This window comes from Corynebacterium sputi DSM 45148, assembly GCF_000427865.1.
Classification (GTDB): Bacteria; Actinomycetota; Actinomycetes; order Mycobacteriales; family Mycobacteriaceae; genus Corynebacterium; species Corynebacterium sputi.
Genome location: NZ_KE386599.1, coordinates 89,415 through 114,975, shown reverse-complemented (window position 1 = coordinate 114,975; position 25,561 = coordinate 89,415). Strand labels below are relative to the sequence as shown.

Genomic DNA, 25,561 nt, shown 5'->3' with positions numbered 1-25,561 from the left:
ATGCGGACACGACATTCACGAATCGCGCTGGCAGCCACACTCGGGCTAGCTGCGGTCACCGCGACCGCATGTTTCGGCGAAAAGCGCAGCGTAGCGGCCTTCTGCAACACCATCGAGAAACACCAAACCCGCTACACCCAACAAATGGACCAGGCGATGGCCTCTAATTCACTTGATGGACTCCTTTCCGCCGGTTCAGCGATGGGCGAGCTGAAGTATCTATGGTCTGACCTAGCGAAGGTCGCACCAAAAGAAATCCAAGCTGATGTCGAGATCGTCGACGAATCGTGGCACGCTCAAGAACAACAGGCACTGTCCGGCGACTGGCTGTCTTCGATTTCGACCGGGTTTTCTAGCAGCAACGCAATGATGCGGGTCAACAACTATGCGACCGCCAACTGTGGCGACGCCTACCGGATGTTCTGATGAATGACGACTGGGCATTACCAACGGCCCCAGATCACGACTGGAGCCTGCCGCCACAACCGAAACAGGACAACTTCCGCAAATTTGCGGACATCCTCCTGAACCCACTGGTCATAGTGGGAACAACGGCCTTCCTGATCATCCTCTATCTCATTAGCTTCAGCATGGTGTGGGCTCGCTACCCAAATGACGAAGTCGTCGTCAACGGTTTCGGCTGGTCCCAAATGAACGTACTTAATGAGTCCTCCGGGTTCATTGGGCCGTGGTTTTTCCTTTCCATATTGCTGGTGGTTGCCCTTGGCAAAGGTGCCTTTATGGTCGCCTTCACCGACAAGAGGAAACTTGGTATTCAGGAGATCCTCGGCGCCGGCGGCATGTTCATCGTGTACGCAGTTTTCGCGATGATGTCGAAAATGCTCGTGGGTCTCTTCATCGACTTTGAGGATCCCTACAGCGCCGCTCTACTCGGCATTCGGAATCCGCTCGATGACCTCACAGCGGTCAGTGGCGCGGGACCCGCATTCTGTCTGTTCATTGGCCTACTCACTGTCGTGTTCGGTGGGTTATTGTTCGCCGCGCTCCCCGAAACACGCATGACGATGACCAACACTCCGAAGGCACCACCTGTCCCACCCTCGATTCCACCTGATGCGGTGTACCCCACCGCATCAGAGGTTTCCGCCCGAGCCATCGCTGAGTTCTGGCAATGGTGGCCAACCGGAGACACTTCGCAGTTGGGAGCCCGAGTCGCGGCGATACATCCGGACCTGGTCTGGGACGTCGACCCAAACGCGCGTCGGCTCACCGTTTCCCCGGGCATTTTCCCGTCTCTTCGCGCAACCGCTCGGCGCTGGTTGAACGCCGCCCCGCAGTGCGAGTGGACCTTCTCCGATCGCCTCGCGGCGGCACCTGGAGTGCCAGTGGTCGTCAACGGAATCGACTATGACCCAGCAGAAGCAATCATTGGGGAACCAGACGGCATGCTGTGTCCCAGCATCGAGATCTGGCATCCGAAATGGGGTGGCTTGCGCTCGTTGTTTTCCTCAGAGGGCAGCGGAAATGCGGATCCGCGGGCTGCCGCTCTCCTGATCAATCGGGCATTGGGAGATACTGTTGCCTTCTCATGGATCAATGACATCGATGCGGTGGGCACTGCCCCAGACACTCACGCTCCGCTTCCTGCGCTGCCGGAGATCATGACCGAATTCGCTGCGATCTACGACGGCATCCTGTCCAGTGGGCAGCGCTGCGAAATCGACGCCGTGTCACCGGATGGATTCCCGGTGACGATCTCGTCTTTCCTGCCGTTAACTTCCGAGTTGGCCCCACAATGCGATCTACATGTCCACCTGACCTATCAGGTTCACGACACCATGTATGCACAACAACAGCCCGTCGATGTGCCCGGTTCTGTCAAGGAGCTCACTCAAGCACTCGACGCGATGTTAGCCGAAGTCTCCGGAGTCCTTGTCGTCTACACCGTGCAGCCTCATCACATGGAGGCCCACCTCTATGTGGATTCCCAAGACCCTGGTCTGCAGATTCTTCTCGACCGGATCTATCAGGTACTGAACACCTGGAAACTCGGCCCCGTAACGATGAAGACTGATCTCGACCCCTCCTGGTGGAGGATTGACCAGTTCAGGTCCTGAGCCCTGCTAAAAGTCGAGCCCCAAGTCCAGCACCTTCACCGAGTGCGTCAGCGCGCCGACGGCCATAAAATCCACGCCACAGGAGGCATACTCACGGGCAACATCCAGAGTCAGACCACCGGAGGATTCCAACAGCGTCGCCGGCGAGATCTTCGCTCGACGCTGCACTGCCATCTGCGTCTGCCACACCTCGAAGTTGTCGAGCATGACCATCTCGGGCTGAAGTTCGAGGACAGCGTCGAGCTGCTCCAGGGTGTCTACCTCAACCTCGCACCGCAGGACCGGATAGGCGGCCCGAACCTTCTCCAACGCCTTCACGACGCCCCCCGCCGCCACCACATGATTATCTTTAATCAGCGCTTCATCTCCCAGACCATTGCGGTGGTTGACTCCTCCACCGCAGGTAACTGAGTATTTCTGCAGGTTCCGCATGCCTGGCAAGGTCTTGCGGGAATCACGGATCCGCGCACCGGTGCCGTCGACGGCGTCAACCCACCGTCTGGTGTCCGTCGCGATGCCGGAAGCATGGGTCACGATGTTCAGCAGAGTCCGCTCGGCTGTCAACAGGCCTCGGGTCGGAGCCTCGATCTCTGCAACGACAGTGCCCGGCGCGACTCGCTCGCCGTCTGCGCTAAGGATGTCGACGGAGAAGTCGTCGGCAATAACCTCCTCCAGAGTCCACCTGATCGCGGCGCCGGCTGCGATGACTCCGTCCGCGCGACTGGTCACCGTTGCCCGTGACCGCTGCTGCGGGCCGACGGTCGCCAGAGAGGTCACGTCCGGCCCATACTGCAGATCTTCCTGCAGCGCGGTGCGGATCAGGCCGCGGGTGATTGCTTCGTCGAGCATTGTTCTCCTTGGGTGAAGTGTTAATCGAGTCGCGTGTGACAGCCGAGCGTCTCGGTCCGCGCCTGCGCCGCGGCCACTACTCGCTTAGCGACGGCCACTGCCCCCGCATCCGGCAGCCCCTCAAGGGCCTCCACCGCACGTTCGAGTGATTCCGCTGTCCGCGTCACGCCAGCGCCTTCGGTCATCGCTGCCTGCATTGTCATGCGGTCTTGGGTATTGAGCCTGGGGCGGTGTCGGCCCTTGATTCTCTCTGGCGTCGTGGCTCCGACACCGGAGATCTCCGCTTCGGCGACTGCCTTACCCACGACAAGACCCTCCAACAGCGAATTCGAGGCCAACCGGTTTGCTCCATGAAGTCCGGTCCGGGCGCATTCTCCGGCGGCATACAGTCCGGGGACACTCGTCGCTCCGTTGCCGTCTGTGGCGATACCGCCGCAGCTGTAGTGCACCGCAGGGGCCACCGGAAGAAGGTCAACGGCAGGGTCTAGGCCGAGGGATCGGCAGCCGGAAGTGACCGTCGGGAAGCGGGTGTGAACGTCCTCGATACTGCGGGCATCGAGGAACACATTGTCTTCCCCAGTCTCGCGCAGGCGCATGGCGATCGCCCGAGAGACGATGTCCCTCGGAGCCAAGTCGCCGCGAGGGTCGTCAGTAACGACGGGCCTGCCATGGCTGTCCTGCAGAGTTGCTCCCTCACCGCGAAGAGCCTCCGTCAAGAGGGGCCTGCGGCCATGGGCGCGGCTGTCGAAGAGGACCGTGGGGTGAAACTGGATGAATTCCAGGTCGGACAATTCCACGCCTGCGTCAAGTGCTAAGACGTGACCGTCACCGAGGGACCCCTTCGGGGCAGTCGTTGCCCGGAACAGGTGGCCAAGACCCCCGGTCGCGATCACAGTCTTGCGGGCCGTCACCGCGCCAAGACCTCGCGGATCGCGGATCAGCGCACCTTTGGCCACACCATCCTCGAGGAGGATCTCCTTGGCATTGGCATTCTGCAGCAGTCGAGCCCCGATTACAGATGCCTCCAGAGCACGTTGGATCTCCGCACCAGTGGCGTCCCCACCCGCGTGGAGAATCCGTCGGTACGTGTGTCCGCCCTCGCGGGTCCTGGAATATGTGCCATCAGGCTGAGTATCGAAGTTTGTCCCCAGGCCGATCAGCCAGTTCACCGCGTCAGCGCCACGCCCGACAATCGACTCCACCACGGAGCGGTCGCAGTGCCCGGACCCGGCATTCAGGGTGTCGTCCACGTGGGAGGTGATGGAGTCGTGGCTGGGGGCGTCGGGAAGCCCTACAACAGCGATTCCGCCTTGTGCCAGATTCGTTGCGGCATGGACGAACCTGGGCTGGGTCCGAGCGCCGTCGCGCCACCGACCCTTGTCGACGATAAGTACATCCAACCCCAACTCACGAGCCCTACGTGCCGCCGACAGCCCGGCGACACCTCCACCAATGACCAGCAGGTCACAGTCGAGGTGCCAGTCCCAGCCGTCGGCGAGCGCCATCTACTCCCCGCCGCCCGGGTTACCGATGGAGATCATGCGCTCGACGGACTTGCGAGCCTTCTCCGCGACATCATCGGCGACAGTGACCTCATCGGTGCCCTCAGCAAGGCAGCGCAGCAGCGCAGACGGAGTAATCATCTTCATGTACGCGCACGAGGCGCGATCATTGACGGCCTCGAAAGTCACGTCCGGCGCGGCCTTCTGCAGCTGGTGCAACATCCCAATCTCAGTGGCGACCAGAACCTTTCCAGTGCCCTTCTTCTCTGCAGCGGCGGCAGAGGTGAGCATCTCACCGGTGGACAGCATTTTCACGCGATCCGGTTCGATAGTGCCCTCGCCGGCGAGGTAGATCGCGGAGTTCGCGCAGCCACACTCGGGGTGGATGAACAGGTCCGCATCCGGCTCTTCAGCAGCGCGGCGGGCCAGCTCATCGCCGTTGATGTTGGCGTGGACGTGGCACTCGCCGGCCCAAATCTCCATGTTGTCTCGGCCAGTCTCACGACGCACATGCGCACCGAGGAACTGGTCCGGCCCAAAGAGAACCTTCTGGTCAGCCGGAATCGAGGCGACCACGTCGACAGCGTTGGACGAGGTGCAGCAAATGTCTGTCTCGCCCTTCACGTCTGCGGTGGTGTTGACGTAGCTAACCACGACGGCACCCGGGTGCTCAGACTTCCACTCACGGAGCTCCTCAGCAGAGATCGAGTCAGCCAGGGAGCAGCCAGCGCGCTCGTCCGGAATAAGGACGGTTTTCTCCGGAGAGAGGATCTTCGCAGTCTCGGCCATGAAGTGAACGCCACAGAAGATGATGACATCTGCGTCAGTTTCTGCGGCGATACGCGACAGCCCCAGGGAATCACCGGTGACGTGCGCGATGTCTTGGATCTCCGGCAGCTGGTAGTTGTGCGCGAGGATCACGGCATTGCGGGCCTTGGCCAGCCGGCGGATCTCATCGGCCCACTCAGCGTTTGCCTCAACGCCGGTGTACCCCTGGCCGGTATCGACGACCTTCGCCGCCAGTTCCGACTCGATGGGCGCAAGGGACTGGACGGTGGTCGGCACGGCTGCTTCGGTCATCGTGCGGCCTCTCCTTCGTGTTGCTCCCACGCGTGGCTGTCGTGCGGGGATGCTGGGGCTCATTGTTCCGGGGACATAGTAGCGCCTGCGGATCGTCGATTGTGAGTAAGTAAACTTTTGAACATTGTTCAAGTCGTGTGAGTACAGGAGCAGAGATGGGCATTTCGCCGTTGTGGGGTTTGGAAGGTGTCAGACGAAAACGTCGGAAAGCAGGTCTTGACCGCCAGCTGCGCCCACGCGCACCGGACGACACCGTCCTCGACCTCGCATCCAACGACTATCTCGGCCTCCACCGCGACCGGCGCGTCATCGCCGCTGGAGCCCAGGCATTGCACGACTACGGGTTAGGTTCCACCGGATCACGGCTGGTCACCGGAGCTACACAAATCCACGACGACCTCGAAAACGCCCTCGCCGAATTCCTCCGCTTCGGGTCCGCAACCGTGCTTTCCTCCGGGTACATGGCGAACCTCGCGGCGGTCACCTCCTTAGTCGGCCGTGGCGACCACATCATCTCCGACGCCGCCTCCCACGCCAGCCTCATCGACGCCTGCCGCCTCTCCCGCGCGCAGGTCACGGTGACTGCAGTCGGCGACCTTCAGGCAGTCGAACAAGCTCTAACCACGCTTCCCGACGCCTCCCGCACCCTCATCGTCACCGACTCCGTCTACTCCGCCGACGGGACCGTTGCCGACATCCCGGGCCTGTATCGTCTTGCCCGCGAACACGGTGCGACACTCCTAGTCGACGAGGCGCATGGTCTGGGAGTGCTCGGCCCTGGTGGTCGGGGCGCAGTTGCAGCGGCGGGACTGTCCGGTGCCGAAGATCTGGTGGTCACCGTGACATTGTCCAAGTCATTGGGATCGCAAGGCGGAGCGGTTCTGGGCCCGGACTTGCTACGCGCGCACGTGCTGAACCATGCGCGGCCAGCAATTTTCGACACTGCCCTGGCGCCTGTAGCTGCGGCCGGGGCCCTCGAGGCTCTACGCATCCTGGAGGCAGAACCAGAGCTAGCGAGCGCGGTGACGGAAAATTCCCGACTAATCGCTCAGTTGTGGGGCGTCCCAGCAGTTCCTTCTGCGGTGGTACCGGTGATTCTCGGAGATCCAGTTCGTGCCGTTGCCGCAAGGGATGAACTGCTCGCGCGCGGGGTCCTCGTCGGAGTATTCCGTCCGCCGAGTGTCCCAGAGGGGACCTCCAGGCTTCGAATTACTGCTCGGGCGAATCTGACGTCGGAACAGATTCAGCGGGCTCGTCCGGCGTTTGTATGAACAGCAGGCAGACCCAGTAAACAATTGCCGCGGCGAAAGCCGAGTACAGCACCACTGGGAGAACAGAGACCATCGGCAAGAGCTCTAGTGCGTCGCCGATCTCCGCGTTCTGCAGGTCCGGCTGGCGAACTGCCGCGGCCACATCGCCGGCACCCGTGGCGATCCACACGCACGCTGCGGCGATGAGAGTAATCCACCACAGTGTCGCCGCTCCCCTGCGCTCCGGCATCCGAAAGAACGAGATAAGCGCGAGCGCAACGCCAAGAACCACCGCCGCCACCGCGGCCCACAGCAATCCAACGAAACCTGCGTCGAGGGTGTCGGCATTCAAACGCATCCCGCCCTCGACAACGGTGACCGATTGAGCAGGTCGCAGCAGGCCCCACGCCGCACCAAAAACGGTTGCGGCGATGAGTGCACCTGCCATCAGCCAGAGGAACCTGTTGCGTTCCTTCGGTGACGCTGGTGCGGTCGTTGCGGTGTTCTCCATATCGGTAAACGCTACCCTGCGTCATAATTGGAGGATGAAACGAGTTTCCGGAATCACCACACTCTCTGCCGCCATGATGGTGGCATTCGGACTCGTCTCATGCGGAACCCAGGAGCAGACTGTGAATCCGACACTCGGCAGCAGCACCCAGTCCACTATGCGTGAGGCTCCCACCGGGGACTTGTCCTCACTCCAGGGCACCACAATCTCCTTGGACCCGGGCCACGCAGGAACCCCTCCACCGGCGTCCGACATAGTCACCGATGGCCGCGGCGGACTGAAACCCTGCAACACCTCCGGAACTGCGGCCTCCGACGGATGGCCGGAACACACCTTCAACTGGTTGATTACCGGGCAGATTGCCTCCATTTTGGAAGAGAATGGAGCGACAGTTCTGCTATCCCGCGAGGACGATTCCGAACGGGCCGCTTGCATCGACGAACGCGCCTACATAGAGAACGACTCCGACGCTGACGCAGTCCTTAGCCTCCACGCTGACGGCAATACCGAGGGAAATCGGGGTTTCCACCTCTCCGCCATCTCCGACCCGCTTCCAGAAAATGACGCCGATGGCTCCACCAAACTAGCCGAGTCCCTCCAGTCCTCGATGCTCTCCGCCGGCTTCGAACCGTCCAACTACCTTGGGGTCGACGGACTATATCCTCGCTCCGACCTCACCGGCCTTAACTTGTCGACCAAGCCCAAGGTCCTCGTCGAATTCGGAAACATGCAGGACTCCACTGACTTCGCGCTGCTCTCCTCCGAGGAGGATCGTGAGCGACTAGCCGAGGCAATCGCGGCTGGTCTCGCGAATTTCCTGCAGCAGTAGTGTTTCCGAGATAACTGAACCGGTATTTGACAAGAAAATTGATAGTCTGGACCCGGTTCGGAACACTCAACGGAGGACGCATGAGCGGTGCTGTGAGATACGCCGGGAAACACCGTGCCCGGCGAAAGGTCTTCCCGTACCTACCGGCTGTGATCCTGCTTTCCCTGCTGTTCCTCGTCATCAGTGGCTTGACCGCATCGCTCTTTCACGCGAGCTCCACCCAATCCCGTCTGGCGGCAGAGGCTTCAGCCGCCGAGGTGGGTGCTGAATCAGAAGCCCCGCTTGACGACGGCCCGGCGTACGGCTCCGGACTCCCCGTCCTGGAACAGTGCCCCGATGCCACTTCAGCCACCGCCAACTTCCGCGGAAAGGGTTTCGCGGGATGTGACTTCGTCACTCTGGTTGGTAACGAGCTAGCTGGTCCCCCTCCAGCGGAGTACCAATATCTATCGATCGTCAATCCAACTACTGGCGAGCCAATTGACGTCAACTGCCAAGCCACCCAGGATCCAGCCATGAATGACCTGTGGCTCTGCGCCACTCACTACGGCAGCCAGATGTACATCTACCCGTAAAACACGGGGTCACACGGGGTTAAGGCTCGATACGCACGTCATTTTGCCTGCTAATCTAAGTACCTCTTCTTCATTTCCCATGGAGGTCAGGATGAACGGCTATCCGAACGGTCCCTACGGAGGCGGGCCCCAGTGGCAGGCCCCTCCCCCTCCGGGTTGGCAACAGCCGCCGGCACCTCAAAAAAATTCCGCCCTAGTACCGCTCATCACGGTATTGGCGGTGATTCTCGTGGTGGCTCTAGGTTTCGTCGCATGGTTGGTCTTTTCTCGGGACGGCCAGACTCAACCGGCTGCTGCGGATCCGGTTCCGGCAGCTGAATCTGTCATCGACACCACTGTGCATGTTCCGCAGAACACCACCTATGTCGAAACCGTCACGGAAACGCAGGTGCAGCAGAATTCTGGGAGCTCCAACAGCGGCAGCTCTAGTGGTGGTTACGGCGCGGGACTGCAAGTGCGGGAGCGCTGCTGGAACGGCACCTCCGCCTCTGCCATCTTCCGCGGCGACGGTACGGCGAAGTGCAACTTCATCGCGTTGGTCGGTAATCGACTCTCCGGGTCGTCGGCTTCTGGATACCGCAGCCTCACGGTCACCAGCCCTAACACCGGAGAAGCAATCCGACTGTCCTGCCAGCAGGTCCAGGACTCGAATCTCACCCAGCTCTGGCGCTGCGATACTCACCACGGCAGCCGCCTGTACGTCTATCCCTGATTTCTGGTGAAGACCTCCTTCGGTCTGGGCGGGTCCTCCGGGCGCCTCGGCGAATGGCCGTTCACTGGCGGGTGATAACCCGTCCGCAGTGGAGCTTCGGGCTGGGTTTTCAGGTGATCTGTGTTGTGCGCCGAGACCGACACCCGGGCGATTGGCTGGCCCAGAAGACTGCGCCGTCGCCGTTGCCCCAGTCGTCGTGGACGTGCCATCCGAGAAACGAATGACCTCGAAAAGTCCGCCTGTCTTCACATTGTGGTGGTGCTGGCAAAGTGCGTGCAGATTCTCAGTGTCAGTGGGTCCACCCGCCGCCGGATTGTCGTGGTCCAACTGGCATTTATCAGAGCCGATATCGCAACCGGGGAACATGCAGGTTCCGTCGCGACACTTCACGAATGCCGACTGAGCATCGGTCGGACGGTACCCGTCGGCAGTGCAGTCAGGAATGATGCGGATCGAATTGACCCGATCGGGCCTCCGTTGAGGCGGCAGTACAGATTGACGGTCACATCCACCGACGTGCTGCCTCGGACCAAGTGAAGCAGTGCATCGACGCCAGTGCAGTCTTCCTTTTTATGGACTGCAGTGTCAGTCATCGGAGACTGCGACTCGCTCCCGCGACTGATCCTGGTGGGCGAAGCATCTCGTCGTACGCCTCGATAATCGCTTGCAGCCGACCGTGAAAGGTCCGTTCGGAGATCATCTTTTGGGTGTCAATGCTAGGCAACGTCGGCTCCACCTCCTCCAGCAGCCCAGTCGATACCTCAAGAAGAGGAGCGACCGCTCGAGAGACAGCACTTTTAGGTGTTCAAGGGCGAGGTGCGCCCGATGCTCAATGACATAAGCCAATTGTGATGGCGCAGGATTCGGAGTGGGCGGTGATGTCGTCGTGAAGCGAACACAGGCACGTCTTCGCCAGAAGTACGTGGCTGCGGTTGGTGACGATCGAAGTCTCAGACTGAATCTCGCCCGCCTTCTCGTGAGCAAACTTCTTATCGGTCGGACTAATTGCCGCATCGAAAGGCGAATCCGCCCGGCGATCCCCCGGAATCTGATGTGTCAGTGCGGTTGACCTCCCCCACGGGATCAACTCGCTTTCCCCGCACACGCTGAGCCTTACCCACAGGTCAGGCAACCGGAGCGGAGATTTTGACTCAGCGGCGCTCCAGTGCCGTCGAATCCACATCACCGTGGCGAGAACACAAAGCGGACCAGCCGTCCGGACGCACCTGAACCACCATGCGGCGTCCACACAACTGGCAATAGCGCGGTGCCTCCAAACCGGCCCGTGCACCTGGACTCTGATCGCCCTCTTCTCCGGCTGCTAGGTGTGCGCCGGTGAAAGGGTCGAAGTCAGGGGCGTCGCCGAGCAGCATGGCGTGGAGCAGTTCGTTGCTGTCAGGCCGGCGAGGAGGACGCGGCCATTGCCGAGGGGTCGTGGACATCAGACGGTGGCGTTCAGTGCCTTGATCGGCAGTCGAATCTTGCCGAGCATGTCGAGGTCCTGCTCCACCGGACGGCCGAGAGTGGTCAGGTAGTTGCCGACGATGACTGCATTGATGCCGCCGAGGAGTCCCTGCTCAGCACCGAGATCACCGAGGGTGAGTTCGCGTCCACCGGCGAAGCGGAGAATTGTCTTGGGCAAAGCGAGCCGGAAAGCGCCGATGGCTCGCAGGGCATCCTGGGTCGCCATCGGCTCGCGGCCTGCAAACGGGGTGCCTGGACGCGGGTCGAGGAAGTTCATCGGAACCTCAGTCGGGTTCAGCTCCGCTAGATCAGTGGCGAACTCAGCACGCTGCTCGAGGGACTCGCCCATACCGAGGATGCCGCCACAACAGACTTCCATTCCGGCTTCGCGGATCATTTCCAGAGTCGCACGGCGGTCCTCCCAGGAGTGGGTGGTCACCACATTCGGGAAGTAGGAGCGAGCGGTCTCCAAGTTGTGGTTGTAGCGGTGCACGCCGGCGGCGGCTAGACGGTCCACCTGCTCCTGGGTGAGGATGCCCACGGAGGCGGCCACGTTGATGTCGACCTCAGAGTGGATGGCGGCGACAGCCTGCTCGAGCTGAGATAACAGCATCTCGTCTGGGCCCTTGACGGCTGCGACGATGCAGAATTCGGTCGCGCCGGACTTCTGGGTCTGCTTGGCGGCGTCGACCAATGCGGGGATGTCCAACCAAGCAGAGCGGACTGGGGTTTCGAAAAGGCCGGACTGGGAGCAGAAGTGACAATCTTCCGGGCATCCACCGGTCTTCAGCGAGATAATGCCCTCAACCTCGACTTCTTCGCCGCACCACTTCAGGCGGACCTCGTGGGCGAGGGCAAGGATCTCTTCGATCCTGTCGTCGCCAAGTTCAAGGACCTGAAGAGTCTCCTCTGTATTGAGGCCTACGCCCTCCTCGAGGACTTTCGTGCGGGCGAGTTCGAGAATGTCAGGCATGGAAAACCTCCGGGGCTGGATCAAACTTGATCAGTGTTCAAGTTCCTTCTGGAACAAACTTATAGCCTCCCTGAACACCGTTCAATACCCGTCCCTGCGGCGACCTCCTCCAAAATTCCGATACGGTAGACAACGTGCAGCTCAGCAAGGACATCATCGTCGACTCAGCCCTGGAAATTCTCGATACGTACGGACTGCAGGACCTGACAATTCGTCGACTCGCGCGTCACCTCGACGCCGCGGCGGGCGCCATGTACTGGCACTTCCCGTCTAAACAGGCACTGCTCGGGGCGGTCGCGGACCGCATGCTCGCATCGCTCGCAGAGAGCGATAAAGACTCGCTTCCCGACGCCCTAGCCCTTCACTTCCACACCCTCCTCACCAATCACCGGGATGGTGCAGAGGTCGTATCTGCCGCGCTAGCAACTGGGACGGCGACGATTCGACCAGAAGAGATCATCGCGGAAGCACTAGGCGATGAGACGGCAGCGGATGTCGTAACCTTCTTCATCCTTGGAGCGACGGTCGAGGAACAAACTGCTCAACAACTGGCCGAGGCAAATGCAGATGCACAGCAAAAAAGCCCGAAGCCGGACCGGATTGGTCGAGGCGTCGAGCTGATTCTGTCGAGATACAACTAATTACGCAGCGTCATACTCCCGCTGGGTCTGTATCCAGAAGTCCGGAGTAGTCCCGAAGTAGCTACCAAGACGCTGGGCCAGGTCAGAGGTGACCCGCAACTGTCCGGTACGGAACCGTTCCATGGTGGTGCTCGACACGCCGATCGCCAGGGCGAGGCGGTGGATGCTCAGTCCCGCAGGGGCCATGTAGTTCCTGGCCATTGCTTCGCCCGGGTGCAGGCGGTCGACCTTTACCGAGTTCGTCATTTCGCATTCTCCCTTCAGACTTGCCCACCTGGGTGCGGCGGGAACAACGTTGCGACACTTTAGCGGGTACCGAAAGTCCGTTTTCACCGACCCCACAAAAACAACATTCCGGTTACACCCGAACGTTGTTGTCACGTCCAAGATCCTAGTAGACAGTGTTACCTGAAGCATCTCGTGGGTCAGTGTCGGCGGACACTCTAGAATCATTGGTCATGAGCACCTCTCCAGCGGTCATCGCACACCTCTCCGGCGCCACGGTTCAGGTCGACGCCAGTTCGGTCACGGTGTCCCGGCTGGCCCGCACCAGCATTAAGGACAATGGACCGGTCTCCGCGAACGTTGCGGACGTGGCAGTGTCGGTACGTGAGCCTGGGGCCCTCTCCCCTGGTCTTTTGGATCTGGGCCCGTCATTGCCATCGGTGCGGGTGACCGGTTCGACTCGGGAGGCAGCCTCGGCCATCGCTGAACTGATCGGGTCCGCAGCCGAAGGCCGATTCGCGGACGCTGCGACGGCACTGCTGGAAAAGGAGATCAGGGGAATTGGCGAGGATGACGAGCCTGCGCCAGCACCGGCCGCTCCAGTGGAACTGCCGTCGATAGATTTCATCGCCTTCGACGTGGAGACCGCCAACGAAGATTCAGGATCCATCATCCAGCTTGGGCTCGCTGTAGTGCGCGCTGGCGAGGTCGCTGAGACGTACTCGTGGTTGTGCCGTCCGCCGAAGGGCCTTGAGCAATTCGATGACTTCAATATTTCCATCCACGGGATTCGGCCTTCCGATGTCGCCGGTGCACCGTCGTTTGCGGAGAGGTTGGAAGAGTTTGAAGAGGTCGTCGGGAAGCATGAGGTTGTTGCCCACAATGCAAAGTTCGACTTCACTGCGCTGCACCGCGCGGCACGAGCAGACGGGCTGACCGCGCCGGAGATTGATTTTGCGTGCACGTATCAGTGGGCTCGCGCGGCTCGAGTGCAGACGACAAACATGAAGCTGAACACGCTGGCGGCTGCGGCTGGGCATGATCTCAAGGCACATCACGACGCTGCTGCGGATGCGGTTGCCTGCGCCGAGGTCGCGCTGTGGCTTATGCGTGGAGATGCGGCTCACCAGTTCGAAGCCACTACTTCGCCGTCCGCGTACTCCGCAGATCTAGGCCTTGATATGGGGCATATCGGCGGCAGGCGGTTGCGTCAGGTCGGACCTAAGCGGGTATCGCGCTGGGATGCCGCCAAGACTCCGGACACGATTCCCGAGGCCAATACTGACGCCGATCCGAACAACCTATTGTTCGAGCAGAACGTCACTCTCACTGGCGATTTCGCACCGTATGACAAGGGTCAGTTGTGGGCGTCGATTGCGGAGTTGGGAGGGACCGTCGGGAAGAATGTGACGAAGAAAACCACGATCCTCGTCGCCGGACCGTGGGATTCGGTCACGTCAAAGGAGAAGAAGGCGCGGGAGTACATGGAAAAGGGCCAGGCCATCGAGATCTGGACCAATACCCAGCTTTACGACGTCCTCGGCCTCGAAACCACTCCCCCCTTCTAGGAGTTTCGACCTCGCAGTCGGTCGATCTCCCTCCGGTCACGCTTGGTGGGCCGACCGGCGCCACGATCGCGGATTGGAGGGGCCGCGAACAACTCGCGCGGCGGCGGCGCAGGGGTCTTGTCGACATAACAATTCCGCGCGAGGGGAGCACCGACGCGCTTGGAAATGGTGTCGACGACCTCCACGATCGTCTCCTTGTGATGGATCCAAATCCGAACCTCATCACCTGGGGTGACGTTATAGGCAGGTTTGACTGCCACTCCCCCGACCTTCACGTGGCCCGCGCGGCAGGCTTCGGCCGCAACTGACCGAGTCTTGGTCAGGCGCACCGCCCACAGCCAGGCGTCGATCCGGACGGACATGGGGGGTTTACCTGTCCTTGTAGTTGACGATGTTCTGCACCTTGCGCCAGTTAACGACACCGCCGGCGATACCAATGATCGCCAGGACCACGAAGAGGGTGAAACTGCCGGCAAGGATACCGAGCGCAAGTCCACCCACGATGCCGCCACCGGCCCACACGACGGCGCTACGGCTGTGCTGACGCACGGCCTGCTTGCGCTGCTCGATGGACGAACCGGGACGAATCTCCATATTGCTCATGCAGATAATACTAACCGGACTATCACTACACGGGTGATTCCACCCAGGTAGAGCCAGCGTCAGCAGAGAGAAGAGAGCCGTGGGTGAGAGATTGGAGGGTGCCGTCGAGAAGCTCTGCTCCTCCGTCTGGATCCACAGCCACAACGTAAGTGACTGCGGTGCCCCACACCGTGTCGGTGATCGTGAAACCGCGGCTGCGCAGTTCAGATTCAATCCGGCCAGCATCTGCAGCAGGGGCCTCGACCGAACGAAGATCCCGGCGCTGACGGACATGGACCGGGACCTGCGGAAGCAGATGAGAGACCGCGTCGGAGTACGCGCGGACCAGGCCGCCAGTGCCCAGTTTCACACCTCCGAAGTAGCGAACAACCACGGCGGAAATATCAGTGAGGCCGGATCCGGCGAGGACGTCGAGCATCGGCCGTCCAGCAGTACCGGACGGCTCACCGTCATCGGAGGAGCGCTCAACCCGGTTCGCCCCGGCCACCTCGTGGAGGTAGGCACTGCAATGGTGACGAGCATCCGGGTACTCGGCGCGAGCCATGGTGATCAGCTCCCGCGCCGCCTCCTCGTCATCAGCGCGGGAGATCCACGTGATGAATCGGGAACGCTTAATCTCCAGTTCACCCGAGACAAAGGTTCCCTTCGCGGGGACGAGGAGTCGATCCACGCGGCTACTCAGGATCCTTGGTCAGGTCTCCATCGAGGGCGAAGGCAACGAGGGCGTCGGCGATGAGGAGGTCACTCATCACGAGGGTCGGCACTAGGTCCGCCAGCGATGCCCACTGATCGAGGAGGTCGCGAACGACGGAGTCGTCAATGCGCTGTTCTTCGGTCGCCTGGGCATTGAACCTTGCGATACCGCGGGCAGCAACGGCAATGAGCAGTGAGGTGCCCGGAACCAGGGTCCAGTGCAACGACGGATCATCAGCGTCGATGCCATCGAGCTTGTGGAACCGCACGTTAACGGCCTTGCGCAGCTTCGGCGAGACCTTCGTCACTGCCTGGAACAGAGCCCGGGACTGCTTAGCCAACTGGAGCATAAGGCCAGCCTCGACGATGTCGTCACGACGCTCAACGACCTCGTAAATCGCAGTAAAACGAGCATCATCATCGGTCAACGGGCCCGGAACCATCCGGTGCGGATCAAAGACCTCCGCGAGGATGAGATCCGCCTGAGCCTTCGGCAACGACGCGATCTGCACCGAGGACATATCGATCTTCGCCGACTCCAGCGTTGCGTCCTGTCCGGTCGCCAAAGCCCGAGTAAGGGCCTCGCCACCGATAGCGCGCAAATAATCGAGCTGCTCGTGAGCGGCTTCGAGATCGCCAGCAGCCCGAGCGGCACTTAGGTCCGCCAACGAAGACAGTGCACCGAGCCACGGCACGCGGCGACGACCCGGCGTGGGCTTACGAACAGCGAAGTCACCGAGAACCAAGCCGGAACCGATAAGCATTCCTGCCTGGTCGCCGAGGCGAATCGAGGTGGAGTTCAACGTCTGCAAGCCAACGCGCGGATCCTCAGTGAGGAAGCTACGGATCTCCTCGGCCGGCATTGCACCGGGAGCGGTTGCCAAGGTGATTGCACGAGCTGCTCGTCGCGCCGCCAGGAGGGACCAGAGTCGGGCCATATGGGGTGTGGAGAGGGAGACGTCGGAAAGCGATTCGCCTTGTCCTTCATCCAGGACAATCGACTCCGGGGTAGGCCAGACCGGGCGGCGCTCCTCCGGAGTGCCTACGACAGCTTGAACAACGTACGGGCCAGCCCCAAGCAGTTCCTCCGGCAACTCACACGTGCCACCAGCGACCGGAATACCCACTGGGGCGTTCCACGGTCGACCAGCGGACCAGACGTACAGAGTGATCGGGTGGGTCTGCCCAACGGCTGTCAGACCGACGGAAATCTCACGGTCATCCAACGAAATAGAGGTCACCGGGTCCTGAGAGGTGGCCTCAACCAGAGGAATCGAGAGGAGCTTGCGGCCGGTGACACGAGTCCAGTCGAGGCTCACCGTCACTGCCCGAAGCATCCCGACGCGATCTGCATACGACCCCAAATCACCGAACGCCTCATCGCCACGACGAGTCAGCGGGACACGACAAATGTCACGCTCCCCCGAGCGCACGGCAAGGTGAGCGTGGCGCAGTTCGCCAGGGGCGTTGATGCGGAATTCGCCGTGGACGTCGAGGCGGCCAGGGCGGGTAAGCATGGTGCGGGTGCGCACCACTGGGTCCTCGTCGGTCAACGGGATTTCAAACCTCAGCACGCCTGGGGTCACCTGGACCGTGAGTGCAGAGCCCTCCTCAGTGGAGAGCTCCACCACGCCCGACTCATCAGCCGCGCGCAGGCGCAGCATCGCCGGTTCCGACTCCAGGGGCTTCTCCCCCGAGACGACACGAATATCCGCCGAGGTCAGACCACCTTCAGTCGGGATGCGGAAACCATCGCCGCCACCCGGGAAGCTCAGGTCAATGTGAGCCTGCTCAGCGACAGCAAAGTGTGCCTGGAAACTGCGACCTCGCGGATTGGTCAGGCGGACAACGAACTCGCCGAGCCACGGGTAATCATCATCGGTGAGAATCTCCACCTCACCACCGGCAGCGGGAACCTCAAGTTCGTACTCCATGACCAGTTCATCAGCGAATTCGCCATAACCGGTGAACTGGGCCACCTGGACGTTCCACGACTCATCGTGGCCAGAGAGGCTCCGCGGGAACAGTGCGACCGGACCACCATCGTGCACCGGGGTACCGAAATCGGTGACGGTGTTCTGTAGACGGGCATGCGGGTTGGTCAGCCGAGCACGACGCTGCGGGGATGCCGAACGCACCTCACCTGCGGCGCCGGGGCGGATGACCTGGACCGCAGTAACGTCGCGAAGATCAGCCTCGGCGATCTGCCACAGATCCCACCGTGATGGGGCGGGGTCGGTGATCATTGGCACGTCGAGTCCGGTCGCCGGGTCGATCAGTCGAGCGTCATTCGGGTACAGCACGTGGACGGACTCCGAATGGAGGGAGACCTTGTCGGAGACCGACTGCCCATCCGCGCCGAAAATGAGGACCGGGTCTTCGGTATCGACGGCTGGAACTAGCCAGTGGCGGGCGTCGCCGAGCTCCACGAGCACGTCACGAACAGGCTCTTCGATAGCGACGAAGGGGCGACCAGCACCGTCTTCCAACGCGACCGCAGGGGTCTGAACAACGCTGCCACCGTAGGTGACGGTCCACTCCGGCCGCGTCGGCGCCACCGGAGTCGGCAACTGAATACCGATGATTCCGGTGTCTTCCTGGAAAAACAGCTGCGGGCGTCCCGTTGTGGAAACCACACCGATTGCTTGACGACGCTTCGGTGTCCCCACCGGACGCGCCCTCAATTCCTCACGAGCCTCCCCATAGAGCAGCGGAGGCAGACCGGTCTCTTCCGGGCCGAGGTCATCGCGAGATTCCCAGTTTGCGGGATCTGCAGCGGTGGCGATCAAGAAACCGTGGGTAGCCGATACAAGTTCTTTAGCCCGGACCGGAGCCGAAGCAGCAAGGACTCGAAGCGCACGGGGAATGTCATCCTCTGCGTCGTCAGCGAATCCTGCGACTAAACCGTCGAGCGAGTCCTTCACGGCAACGAGGGCCTGAACGACGTCAGACGGCGACGGCTCTTCCATCAAGGTCAGACCGGCAGCTTCTTCGATCCGTTCGATAATCAGCGGCATCACTGACTGCTGCACACCAGCATTGAGCATGATCAGGCGCGCGGAGTCCTCCTCGGAACCTCGAGTGGCGGAGGAGCCGTCGAGAAGCGCGGTGCTAGCCAGGCCCAGTTCCTCGAGCATTTGCGGAGTGCGGGACGCCAAGTGTTCGGTCAGCGGCGCAGACAGTCCAAGACCGGCTGCCCAATCCGACCACAGGTCAGAGGTCGTGGCGACGCGGGAGGCACGCCCCACCAGCGAGGAAAGAACAAGCGCAGGATGCTTATCGACGACCTCATGCGCCGCAGCCTCCGACTCCGACAATGCCGCATTAATCAGACCGGACAGGAACGCATCAAAACGTTCGACCTCGTCCATCTTCAGCCCAGAGAATGCATACAGTGCCTCCGGCTGAACCGGAGTGCCCATGATTGCAGCGGCGGCGGCTTCGTCGTCGCTAACGGAGACGTCGGAAAGCGATGCGAGGCGCTCCCTCAAAGCCGCCTCTTGGACCGCGAGCCAGGCCGCGAGTTCCGGGCCGTGTTGTGCAACTGAGGATCCGACGGGCTGGCTCATTACGGAACTGGTTCTCCTTGTGTGTGCGCGGGATGGTGCCCCGACATTCTAGACTCAGGTAGCAGCTGAAATTAGGTGAGGTACTCGTATTCTGCGGTACCCGGCTCCAAACGACGGCAGTCCAGCGGGGAGTTGGCCATCCGCTGTAGAAGTGCATCCAGGTCGCCGGCGTTGCGCAACTCCAGGCCAACCAGCGCAGCACCGGTCTCTCGATTATTGCGCTTGAGGTATTCGAACTGGGAGATGTCGTCGTCCGGCCCGAGGACGTCCTCAAGGAAGACCCGGAGCTGACCGGGCTTCTGCGGGAAATTCACCAGGAAGTAGTGCTTGAGACCGCGGTAGACGAGGGACCGTTCCATGATCTCTGCGTACCGCAGTACGTCATTGTTGCCGCCGGAGATGATGCACACCACGACCTCGCCTGGGGTGATCTCCAGCTGCTCCAGCGCAGCCACCGACAGGGCGCCGGCAGGCTCAGCGATGATGCCTTCGTTTTGGTACAGCGCCAGCTGCTCGACACACACGGAACCTTCCGGAGCGGCGATGATATTCAGCCGCCTGGAGTTAGCCTCGACCGTGGCGAAGGGCAGCTCTCCGATTCGCTTCACTGCCGCGCCATCCACGAACGGGTCCACCTTCGGCAGCGTGACCGGTTCCCCGGCCTTCATCGCTGCTGCAAGGCACGACGCCCCCAGCGGCTCGACCCCGACGATCTTCGATCGCGGCGACATATCCGCAAAGTAGCTAGTCACACCAGCAAGCAATCCGCCGCCGCCGACAGGGACGCACACAGTGTCCGCGGTCAGTCCCTGCATTGAGAGCTGCGAGACAACCTCCGCCGCAACAGTCCCCTGCCCGACAATGGTGTCGAAGGAGTCGAACGGTTCGATGATCGTGGCACCGGTTGTCTGCGCATCTGCGCGAGCAGCCGATGATGCCTCATCGAAGCTATCCCCCGTCACGATGATCTCCACAGCATCCCGGCCGTGATACGCGATCCGGTCACGCTTCTGCTGCGGCGTCTGGTTCGGCACGTAGATACGGCCTTCAATGCCGAGGGTCTTGCAGGCATAGGCAACGCCCTGGGCGTGATTTCCCGCCGACGCCGCCACCACTCCAGCTGCCCGCTGTTCATCGGTCAACTGGACCATGGCGTTGTATCCGCCACGGATTTTGTACGAGCGCACGTCCTGCAAATCCTCACGCTTGAGGAACACTCGAGCGCCGGTCGCCTCAGACAGGCGCGGGCAGAACTGCAGGGGGGTTGCCTCAATGACCGACGAAATTCGCGCCTGAGCGGCTTGAATGTCAGCCGCGTGGACGAGGCGGCGGGTCGTGTCGGTCGATGTTGAGGCGGTGTTGGTCATGGCAGTTAATGCTACCCGCATGCGTCGAAACGCACGTAGTGGGCAAGGAGGACCTCAAAGATCTGCTTCCCGACGCCCCCACCTACCCCTTACTTCCCTTTCGGACCCAGCGCCATTTGAAGAAGCCCCCCAAGAATCGCGGAGTTCTTCAGGAACTGGACAGTCTGCATCTTGCGGGCGCCCTTGTCCTCCGCCTTCCAAAAAGCGTGTCCTGCCAGGGTGGTCGGGATCAAAGTGAGTCCCAGAACCGCAGCCGAGGTCCGCGGAACGATGCTGAGCGCCAACATGCCGCCGGCCGCCGCCTGAGCTGCGCCATTCGCACGAACGATCAATGCGTCATTCTCCGGGAGCGGCGCGAACTTGCGGATCGCCGACAACGTCGGTCCGGCCATCCCGACGCGCGGACCCGGCTCGCGGGCGGCATCTAGGCCAAGCAACGCGAAGGTCTAGCCCATCAGAAATCGTGCGGCAGGCTGTCCCGAGATGTTCATGGTTTTCCCTTTCATACGACGTCGTGACGGCTGTGCAGGCGCCACGCTGCCGATAGTAGGCCTCCTCCAGAGACTGCAACAGACGCGCAACCAGAAAGGGACAGTGCCAATCCGAAAGCCAATGAAACACAGTTAAGATACCCTTTTGGCAACACAACTACTAACGAAGGGGTCAATCATGTCGCAAAAGAAACAGGACATCGTCTGGAAAGAGAACATTCCAAATGGCTTGCAGCGTACCGGAGAAAACGAGGCGATTGACTTACTCCGCGAGTATTTCGCGGTCAACAACGAGGGCTTCCCTTTTCGATCAGGAGCGATGTTCGGTCACCTAAGCCCAGAGTCGACCGAAACCGATGAGTTCACTTTCAGGGATATCAATGAAGTGAGCATGCTCAGCATCAACATCTCCGGCTCGAATTCATTGCGGCTAACAAGCTCATTCAATCGCGAGGAAACCAAGGAAATTTGGCAAAGTCTGTCGAAGATTAAAAAGGACGTGCCTTTTGCCAATACTTCCGGGGAAATAGGAGACCCCAACATTGACGCACTTTACAAATTGTATGACCGGCTCGACAAGATCAAAGGCCTCGGCCAGACGTCAATAAGCAAGCTTTTGGCAGTCAAGCGACCACGGTTGGCGCCCGTAGTTGATAGCTGGATCAAACGGGAGCTTTTCAAGGAAGGAGACGTCGATAAACTCTGGTACAGCACGTTCAATCGAGAACTGCACAAATACCTAAATGCAAAGCTAGACGGGGAAACGAACGCAGAATGGCTCGATCGCCTCAAATCGAAGGCGCTCGAACCAGTTCAGTCAGAAAATGACCCATCCAAAAACCTTGAATCGATGTCGACGATTCGAATCTTCGATGTCATCGTCTGGATGAGCCACCTCAAACGGCGTGAAGCTGAATCAGGAACATAACAAGACGTCTAAGCTCTTTACCCCACAACCCCCGTACCCATCGTCGCCTTCAGATCTCCGAACAGTGAGCTAGAGCGGTTCACTCGGAGGTGGTCGCCGAGGACCATGACCGTCGAGTTTCCGCCATCGACCAGGTTGAGGTAGACGTCAGAGTCGCCCGGGTTCGCCATCAGGACGCGCTTTAGCTTGCCGATGTTTTCCGGGGTGCACTCGTAGGTGTTGAGCGTCAGGCGCAGCGGAACTCCAGTAGAGCCGTTGATGCCGAGATCCGGGTGCTTGAGGTCATTGCAAATGATCGACAGTCGGTCGTCTCGGTACTGCACAGTGGCGTTGACGAGGACGATGACGTCTTCGGCAAGAAGCGTCGAAACCTTTTCGTAGGTGTTCGGGAAGATCAGGACCTCGACGCTGGCGCCGTTGTGGTCCTCGACTGCGACGATCGCCCAGGGGCGACCATCCTTCATCACTCGGCGGTCGACGGAGGAAATAATGCCGCCAATGAGGACCTCGGTATTGTGCTTGATTTCGCCACCGACGATGGTCGTCAGGGCAGTGTCGGACTGCGCTGCCAGTGATTCCTCGTAGCCGTCGAGCGGATGTCCGGAGACGTACAGGCCGAGCATCTCCCTCTCGAGTGCAAGTTCGTGCTTCCGTTCCCAGTTTTCTTCCGGGACCTGCACCTGGAAAACGCTATCGTCGCCGCCTTCTTCTTCGCCGAAGCCAGCGAAGAGGTCGAACTGCCCCTTGTCGGCTGCTTTCTTCGTCGGGAGAGCTGCATCGACGGCATCCTCGTGAATGAGATGCAGACCCTTACGCGGGTGGTTCATCGAGTCGAAGGCGCCGCCCTTAATGAGCGACTCAGTCACCCGCTTATTGCAGGGCAAGGTATCGATCTTGTCGAGGTAGTCGGAGAAGGAACGGAATGCGCCCTTTTCCTCACGGGTCTTGACGACAGAGTCGACAACATCTCGGCCGACGTTGCGGATTGCCCCCAGTCCATAGCGGATGTCTGAGCCGACGGACTGGAAGTTGAGGACTGATTCGTTAACGTCGGGAGGCAAAACATGGATGCCCAGGTGCCTGCAGTCCGCGAGGTAGATGGCGGTTTTGTCCTTGTTATCGCCGACGGAGGTCAGCAGCGCTGCCATGTACTCCGCGGTGAAGTTTGCCTTGAAGTAGGCGGTCCAGTAGGACACCAGACCGTAGCCGGCGGCGTGAGACTTATTGAAGGCGTAGGAGGCGAACGGCAGGATCGTGTCCCACAGCGTCTTGATGGCCGCTGCAGAGAAGCCATTCTCCTTCATGCCGGCCTCGAAGGTAACGAACTCCTTCTCCAGCACCTCAGGCTTCTTCTTACCCATGGCCTTACGGAAACCATCTGCTTGACCGGCGGTGTAGTTCGCGACCTTCTGAGAGATACGCATGATCTGCTCCTGGTACACGATCAGACCATAGGTCTCTTCTAGGATCTCCTTGAGCGGCTCCTCAAGCTCCGGGTGAATCGGAGTAATGGGCTTGCGGCCGTTCTTACGGTCGGCGTAATCCATGTGGGCGTTAACACCCATCGGGCCGGGTCGGTACAGCGCCAGGGAGGCGACAATATCGTTGAAGCCCGTCGGCTGCATACGCTTGAGCAGCTCGCGCATGCCTCCGGAGTCGAGCTGGAATACGCCTAGGGTGTCGCCACGAGAAAGCAGCTTGTACACGTTCGGATCATCAGTCTGCAGGCTGTCCAGATCCACCGTCTCATTGCGGTTAGACAGGATGTTCTCCTGGCAGTCCCCGATAACAGTGAGGTTTCGCAGACCCAGGAAGTCCATCTTTAGCAGGCCAATGGCCTCACAGGCCGGGTAATCCCAACCGGTGATGATCGCGCCATCGGCGGGCCGCTTCCACATCGGGATGTGGTCGGTCAGCGGCACCGACGCCATGATCACGGCACAGGCGTGAACACCCGTCTGCCTCACGACGCCCTCAAGTCCACGCGCCGTCTCATAAATTCTTGCGACGTCGGGATCAGATTCGATGAGCTGACGGACCTCGGTGGCCTCACCGTAACGAGCGTGCTCGGGATCGACGATGCCGCCGAGCGGGATATCCTTGGCCATGATCGGCGGCGGCAGGACCTTCGTGATGCGGTCGGCCATCTGGTAGCCGGGCTGGCCGAACTGGACTCGCGCGGAGTCCTTGATGGCCTGCTTGGTCTTGACCGTTCCGAAGGTGACCACCTGGGAGACCTTGTCCTCGCCCCACTTGTCGGCCGCGTAGCGGATCATCTCGTCGCGGCGACGGTCATCGAAGTCGATATCGATATCCGGTGCGGAGGGGCGCTCTGGGTTGAGGAATCGCTCGAACAGCAGACCGTGCTCGATGGGGTCAATGTTCGTGATCCACGTGGCGTAAGCAACTAGCGCGCCGGCGGCGGAACCACGGCCGGGGCCAACCTTGATGCCGATGTCGCGGGCGTGAGCAATGATGTCGGCCACGATGAGGAAGTATGACGGGTACCCCTTGCCGTCAATGATTTCGATCTCGTATTCGGCGCGGCGAATGTACTCCTCGGGGACGTCGGCGCCGTCGAAACGCTTCTTTAGTCCCTCCATCACCTCGTGGTGCAGCCAGGTGGTCGGCGTGTAGCCCTCTGGCACATCTGCCTTGGGCATGCGGTCATGCGAGTGCTCTTCCCAGATCTCGTCATAGTCGCCGACTCGCTCGGCAATCAGGAGGGTGTTGTCGCAGGCGTCCGGGAGGATGTGGTCCCACTGGGCGCGCATCTCGGCGGCGGACTTGATGTAGTAGCCGTCGCCGTCGAACTTGAAGCGGTCAGGGTCGTGCAACGTCTTGCCAGTCTGGACACAAAGCATCGCCTCGTGTGCCTTGGCCTGATCGCGGGTGACGTAGTGGCAGTCATTGGTCACCACCGGCGGCAGGTTCAGCCGCTTGCCCACCTCTAGCAGTTCAGTACGGACCCGGTTTTCGATGTCGAGGCCATGATCCATCAGCTCGAGGAAGTAGTTGTCCTTGCCGTAAATGTCCTGCCACATTCCGGCAGCCTGAACTGCCTCCTCGAACTGCCCCAGACGCAGGCGAGTCTGGACGTCGCCAGAAGGGCAACCGGTAGTGGCAATGATGCCGTCGGCGCGCTCAGCAATGAGTTCGGAGTCCATGCGAGGCCACTTGCCTAGCTGACCCTCATATGACGCCATCGAAGACAGATAAAAGAGGTTGTGCAGGCCCTGCACGTTCTCCGCAATCATCGTCTGGTGCAGGTACGCGCCCGAGCCGGACACGTCATCGCTCTTCTGATGCGGGTCACCCCACTTCACTCGCTGCTTGTTGAAGCGCGATTCAGGTGCGATGTAGGACTCGATGCCGATAATCGGCTTAATTCCCTTAGATTTCATCGTCCGATAGAAGGAATCCGAGCCGAACATATTGCCGTGATCGGTCACTCCCACCGCTGGCATCCCCTGCCGAGAGACCTCTTCCGCCAGCAGGTCAATCTTCGCCATTCCGTCGAGCATCGAGTACTCGGTGTGATTGTGGAGGTGCACGAACGATGAATTGGCCATGTAGGGGATCGTAGCCGCGCGACCGACAGCAATCCACGCCCGCCCCAAAAAGTATATCTACCTGCACATACTCATCTTTTC

24 protein-coding genes are annotated in these 25,561 nt (G+C 60.8%); 9 read left to right on the top strand and 15 right to left on the bottom strand.

Annotated features, from left to right (window positions below; all coding sequences use genetic code 11):
- On the top strand, positions 1 to 426 hold the full coding sequence (locus YWU_RS0113840) for a hypothetical protein (RefSeq protein WP_027020924.1): 426 nt from the start codon (positions 1 to 3) through the stop codon (positions 424 to 426).
- Positions 426 to 2,078, top strand: a complete 1,653-nt coding sequence (locus YWU_RS0113835; RefSeq protein WP_027020923.1) for a hypothetical protein — start codon at positions 426 to 428, stop codon at positions 2,076 to 2,078. The genes YWU_RS0113840 and YWU_RS0113835 overlap by 1 nt, the downstream gene beginning before the upstream one ends.
- 6 nt (positions 2,079 to 2,084) lie before the next feature.
- On the opposite strand, the gene nadC is transcribed toward YWU_RS0113835, so the two are convergent.
- Genes nadC through nadA form a run of 3 tightly spaced genes read right to left on the bottom strand, consistent with a single transcriptional unit; the run spans position 2,085 to position 5,509 of the window.
- The gene (gene nadC, locus YWU_RS0113830) at positions 2,085 to 2,927 is read right to left on the bottom strand and encodes a carboxylating nicotinate-nucleotide diphosphorylase (protein WP_034648021.1); all 843 of its coding nucleotides are present in this window, start codon (positions 2,925 to 2,927) and stop codon (positions 2,085 to 2,087) included.
- A gap of 20 nt (positions 2,928 to 2,947) precedes the next feature.
- The gene (gene nadB, locus YWU_RS17155) at positions 2,948 to 4,432 is read right to left on the bottom strand and encodes an L-aspartate oxidase (RefSeq protein WP_034648072.1); all 1,485 of its coding nucleotides are present in this window, start codon (positions 4,430 to 4,432) and stop codon (positions 2,948 to 2,950) included.
- Complete coding sequence (nadA, locus tag YWU_RS0113820; protein ID WP_027020921.1) at positions 4,433 to 5,509, bottom strand: quinolinate synthase NadA; 1,077 nt, start codon at positions 5,507 to 5,509, stop codon at positions 4,433 to 4,435. It abuts the gene before it with no gap.
- Between the two features lie 155 nt (positions 5,510 to 5,664).
- Here nadA and YWU_RS0113815 point away from each other — a divergent pair, with 155 nt between their 5' ends.
- Positions 5,665 to 6,780, top strand: a complete 1,116-nt coding sequence (locus YWU_RS0113815) for an 8-amino-7-oxononanoate synthase (protein ID WP_027020920.1) — start codon at positions 5,665 to 5,667, stop codon at positions 6,778 to 6,780.
- On the opposite strand, the gene YWU_RS0113810 is transcribed toward YWU_RS0113815, so the two are convergent.
- A complete protein-coding gene (locus YWU_RS0113810; RefSeq protein ID WP_027020919.1) occupies positions 6,719 to 7,270 on the bottom strand; it encodes a hypothetical protein in 552 nt (183 codons plus the stop codon). The two genes, YWU_RS0113815 and YWU_RS0113810, sit on opposite strands and share 62 nt — an antisense overlap.
- A gap of 34 nt (positions 7,271 to 7,304) precedes the next feature.
- On the opposite strand from YWU_RS0113810, the gene YWU_RS0113805 reads away from it, so the two are divergent.
- From YWU_RS0113805 to YWU_RS0113795, 3 genes are all read left to right on the top strand, one after another.
- Positions 7,305 to 8,099, top strand: coding sequence for an N-acetylmuramoyl-L-alanine amidase (locus tag YWU_RS0113805; protein ID WP_027020918.1), 795 nt, complete (start codon positions 7,305 to 7,307; stop codon positions 8,097 to 8,099).
- An 80-nt stretch (positions 8,100 to 8,179) separates the two neighbouring features.
- Entirely contained in the window at positions 8,180 to 8,674 is a 495-nt protein-coding gene (locus YWU_RS0113800) for a hypothetical protein (protein ID WP_027020917.1), read from the top strand.
- Positions 8,675 to 8,894: 220 nt separating this feature from the next.
- Positions 8,895 to 9,386: a hypothetical protein gene (locus tag YWU_RS0113795; protein WP_027020916.1), complete on the top strand. Its 492-nt coding sequence runs from the start codon at positions 8,895 to 8,897 to the stop codon at positions 9,384 to 9,386.
- A gap of 386 nt (positions 9,387 to 9,772) precedes the next feature.
- On the opposite strand, the gene YWU_RS0113790 is transcribed toward YWU_RS0113795, so the two are convergent.
- The 3 genes from YWU_RS0113790 to bioB form a co-directional block, all read right to left on the bottom strand.
- Positions 9,773 to 9,979, bottom strand: coding sequence for a hypothetical protein (locus YWU_RS0113790; RefSeq protein WP_027020915.1), 207 nt, complete (start codon positions 9,977 to 9,979; stop codon positions 9,773 to 9,775).
- A 558-nt stretch (positions 9,980 to 10,537) separates the two neighbouring features.
- Positions 10,538 to 10,828, bottom strand: a complete 291-nt coding sequence (gene bsaP, locus YWU_RS0113780) for a biotin synthase auxiliary protein BsaP (RefSeq protein ID WP_034648018.1) — start codon at positions 10,826 to 10,828, stop codon at positions 10,538 to 10,540.
- The gene (gene bioB / locus YWU_RS0113775; protein ID WP_027020912.1) at positions 10,828 to 11,823 is read right to left on the bottom strand and encodes a biotin synthase BioB; all 996 of its coding nucleotides are present in this window, start codon (positions 11,821 to 11,823) and stop codon (positions 10,828 to 10,830) included. Before bioB ends, bsaP begins: the two co-directional genes overlap by 1 nt.
- Positions 11,824 to 11,957: 134 nt before the next feature.
- Here bioB and YWU_RS17150 point away from each other — a divergent pair, with 134 nt between their 5' ends.
- The gene (locus YWU_RS17150) at positions 11,958 to 12,464 is read left to right on the top strand and encodes a TetR family transcriptional regulator (RefSeq protein ID WP_051260398.1); all 507 of its coding nucleotides are present in this window, start codon (positions 11,958 to 11,960) and stop codon (positions 12,462 to 12,464) included.
- Here YWU_RS17150 and YWU_RS0113765 read toward each other — a convergent pair whose 3' ends face one another.
- Positions 12,465 to 12,710 carry a HigA family addiction module antitoxin gene (locus tag YWU_RS0113765; protein ID WP_027020911.1) on the bottom strand — a complete coding sequence of 82 codons (246 nt, stop codon included), beginning with the start codon at positions 12,708 to 12,710 and terminating at the stop codon, positions 12,465 to 12,467.
- Positions 12,711 to 12,922: 212 nt separating this feature from the next.
- Between YWU_RS0113765 and YWU_RS17145 the strand changes: the two genes are divergently transcribed.
- Positions 12,923 to 14,257: an exonuclease domain-containing protein gene (locus YWU_RS17145; protein ID WP_051260397.1), complete on the top strand. Its 1,335-nt coding sequence runs from the start codon at positions 12,923 to 12,925 to the stop codon at positions 14,255 to 14,257.
- Here the strand turns inward: YWU_RS17145 and YWU_RS0113755 are convergent.
- The 6 genes from YWU_RS0113755 to YWU_RS17135 form a co-directional block, all read right to left on the bottom strand.
- Entirely contained in the window at positions 14,254 to 14,619 is a 366-nt protein-coding gene (locus tag YWU_RS0113755; RefSeq protein WP_027020910.1) for an RNA-binding S4 domain-containing protein, read from the bottom strand. The two genes, YWU_RS17145 and YWU_RS0113755, sit on opposite strands and share 4 nt — an antisense overlap.
- Positions 14,620 to 14,626: 7 nt before the next feature.
- The gene (locus YWU_RS0113750; RefSeq protein ID WP_034648016.1) at positions 14,627 to 14,860 is read right to left on the bottom strand and encodes a hypothetical protein; all 234 of its coding nucleotides are present in this window, start codon (positions 14,858 to 14,860) and stop codon (positions 14,627 to 14,629) included.
- A 25-nt stretch (positions 14,861 to 14,885) separates the two neighbouring features.
- The gene (locus YWU_RS0113745; RefSeq protein ID WP_051260396.1) at positions 14,886 to 15,530 is read right to left on the bottom strand and encodes an IMPACT family protein; all 645 of its coding nucleotides are present in this window, start codon (positions 15,528 to 15,530) and stop codon (positions 14,886 to 14,888) included.
- A 4-nt stretch (positions 15,531 to 15,534) separates the two neighbouring features.
- Positions 15,535 to 19,122 (bottom strand): hypothetical protein, encoded by a 3,588-nt coding sequence (locus YWU_RS17140; protein ID WP_051260395.1) that lies wholly within the window; start codon positions 19,120 to 19,122, stop codon positions 15,535 to 15,537.
- 71 nt (positions 19,123 to 19,193) lie between these two features.
- Complete coding sequence (gene ilvA, locus YWU_RS0113735; RefSeq protein WP_027020907.1) at positions 19,194 to 20,489, bottom strand: threonine ammonia-lyase IlvA; 1,296 nt, start codon at positions 20,487 to 20,489, stop codon at positions 19,194 to 19,196.
- 89 nt (positions 20,490 to 20,578) lie between these two features.
- A complete protein-coding gene (locus YWU_RS17135) occupies positions 20,579 to 20,926 on the bottom strand; it encodes a DoxX family membrane protein (RefSeq protein WP_205618349.1) in 348 nt (115 codons plus the stop codon).
- A gap of 232 nt (positions 20,927 to 21,158) precedes the next feature.
- Between YWU_RS17135 and YWU_RS0113725 the strand changes: the two genes are divergently transcribed.
- Complete coding sequence (locus YWU_RS0113725) at positions 21,159 to 21,908, top strand: DUF6308 family protein (RefSeq protein ID WP_027020906.1); 750 nt, start codon at positions 21,159 to 21,161, stop codon at positions 21,906 to 21,908.
- Positions 21,909 to 21,925: 17 nt separating this feature from the next.
- Here YWU_RS0113725 and dnaE read toward each other — a convergent pair whose 3' ends face one another.
- Complete coding sequence (dnaE, locus tag YWU_RS0113720) at positions 21,926 to 25,480, bottom strand: DNA polymerase III subunit alpha (protein WP_027020905.1); 3,555 nt, start codon at positions 25,478 to 25,480, stop codon at positions 21,926 to 21,928.
- Between the last annotated feature and the right edge of the window lie 81 nt (positions 25,481 to 25,561).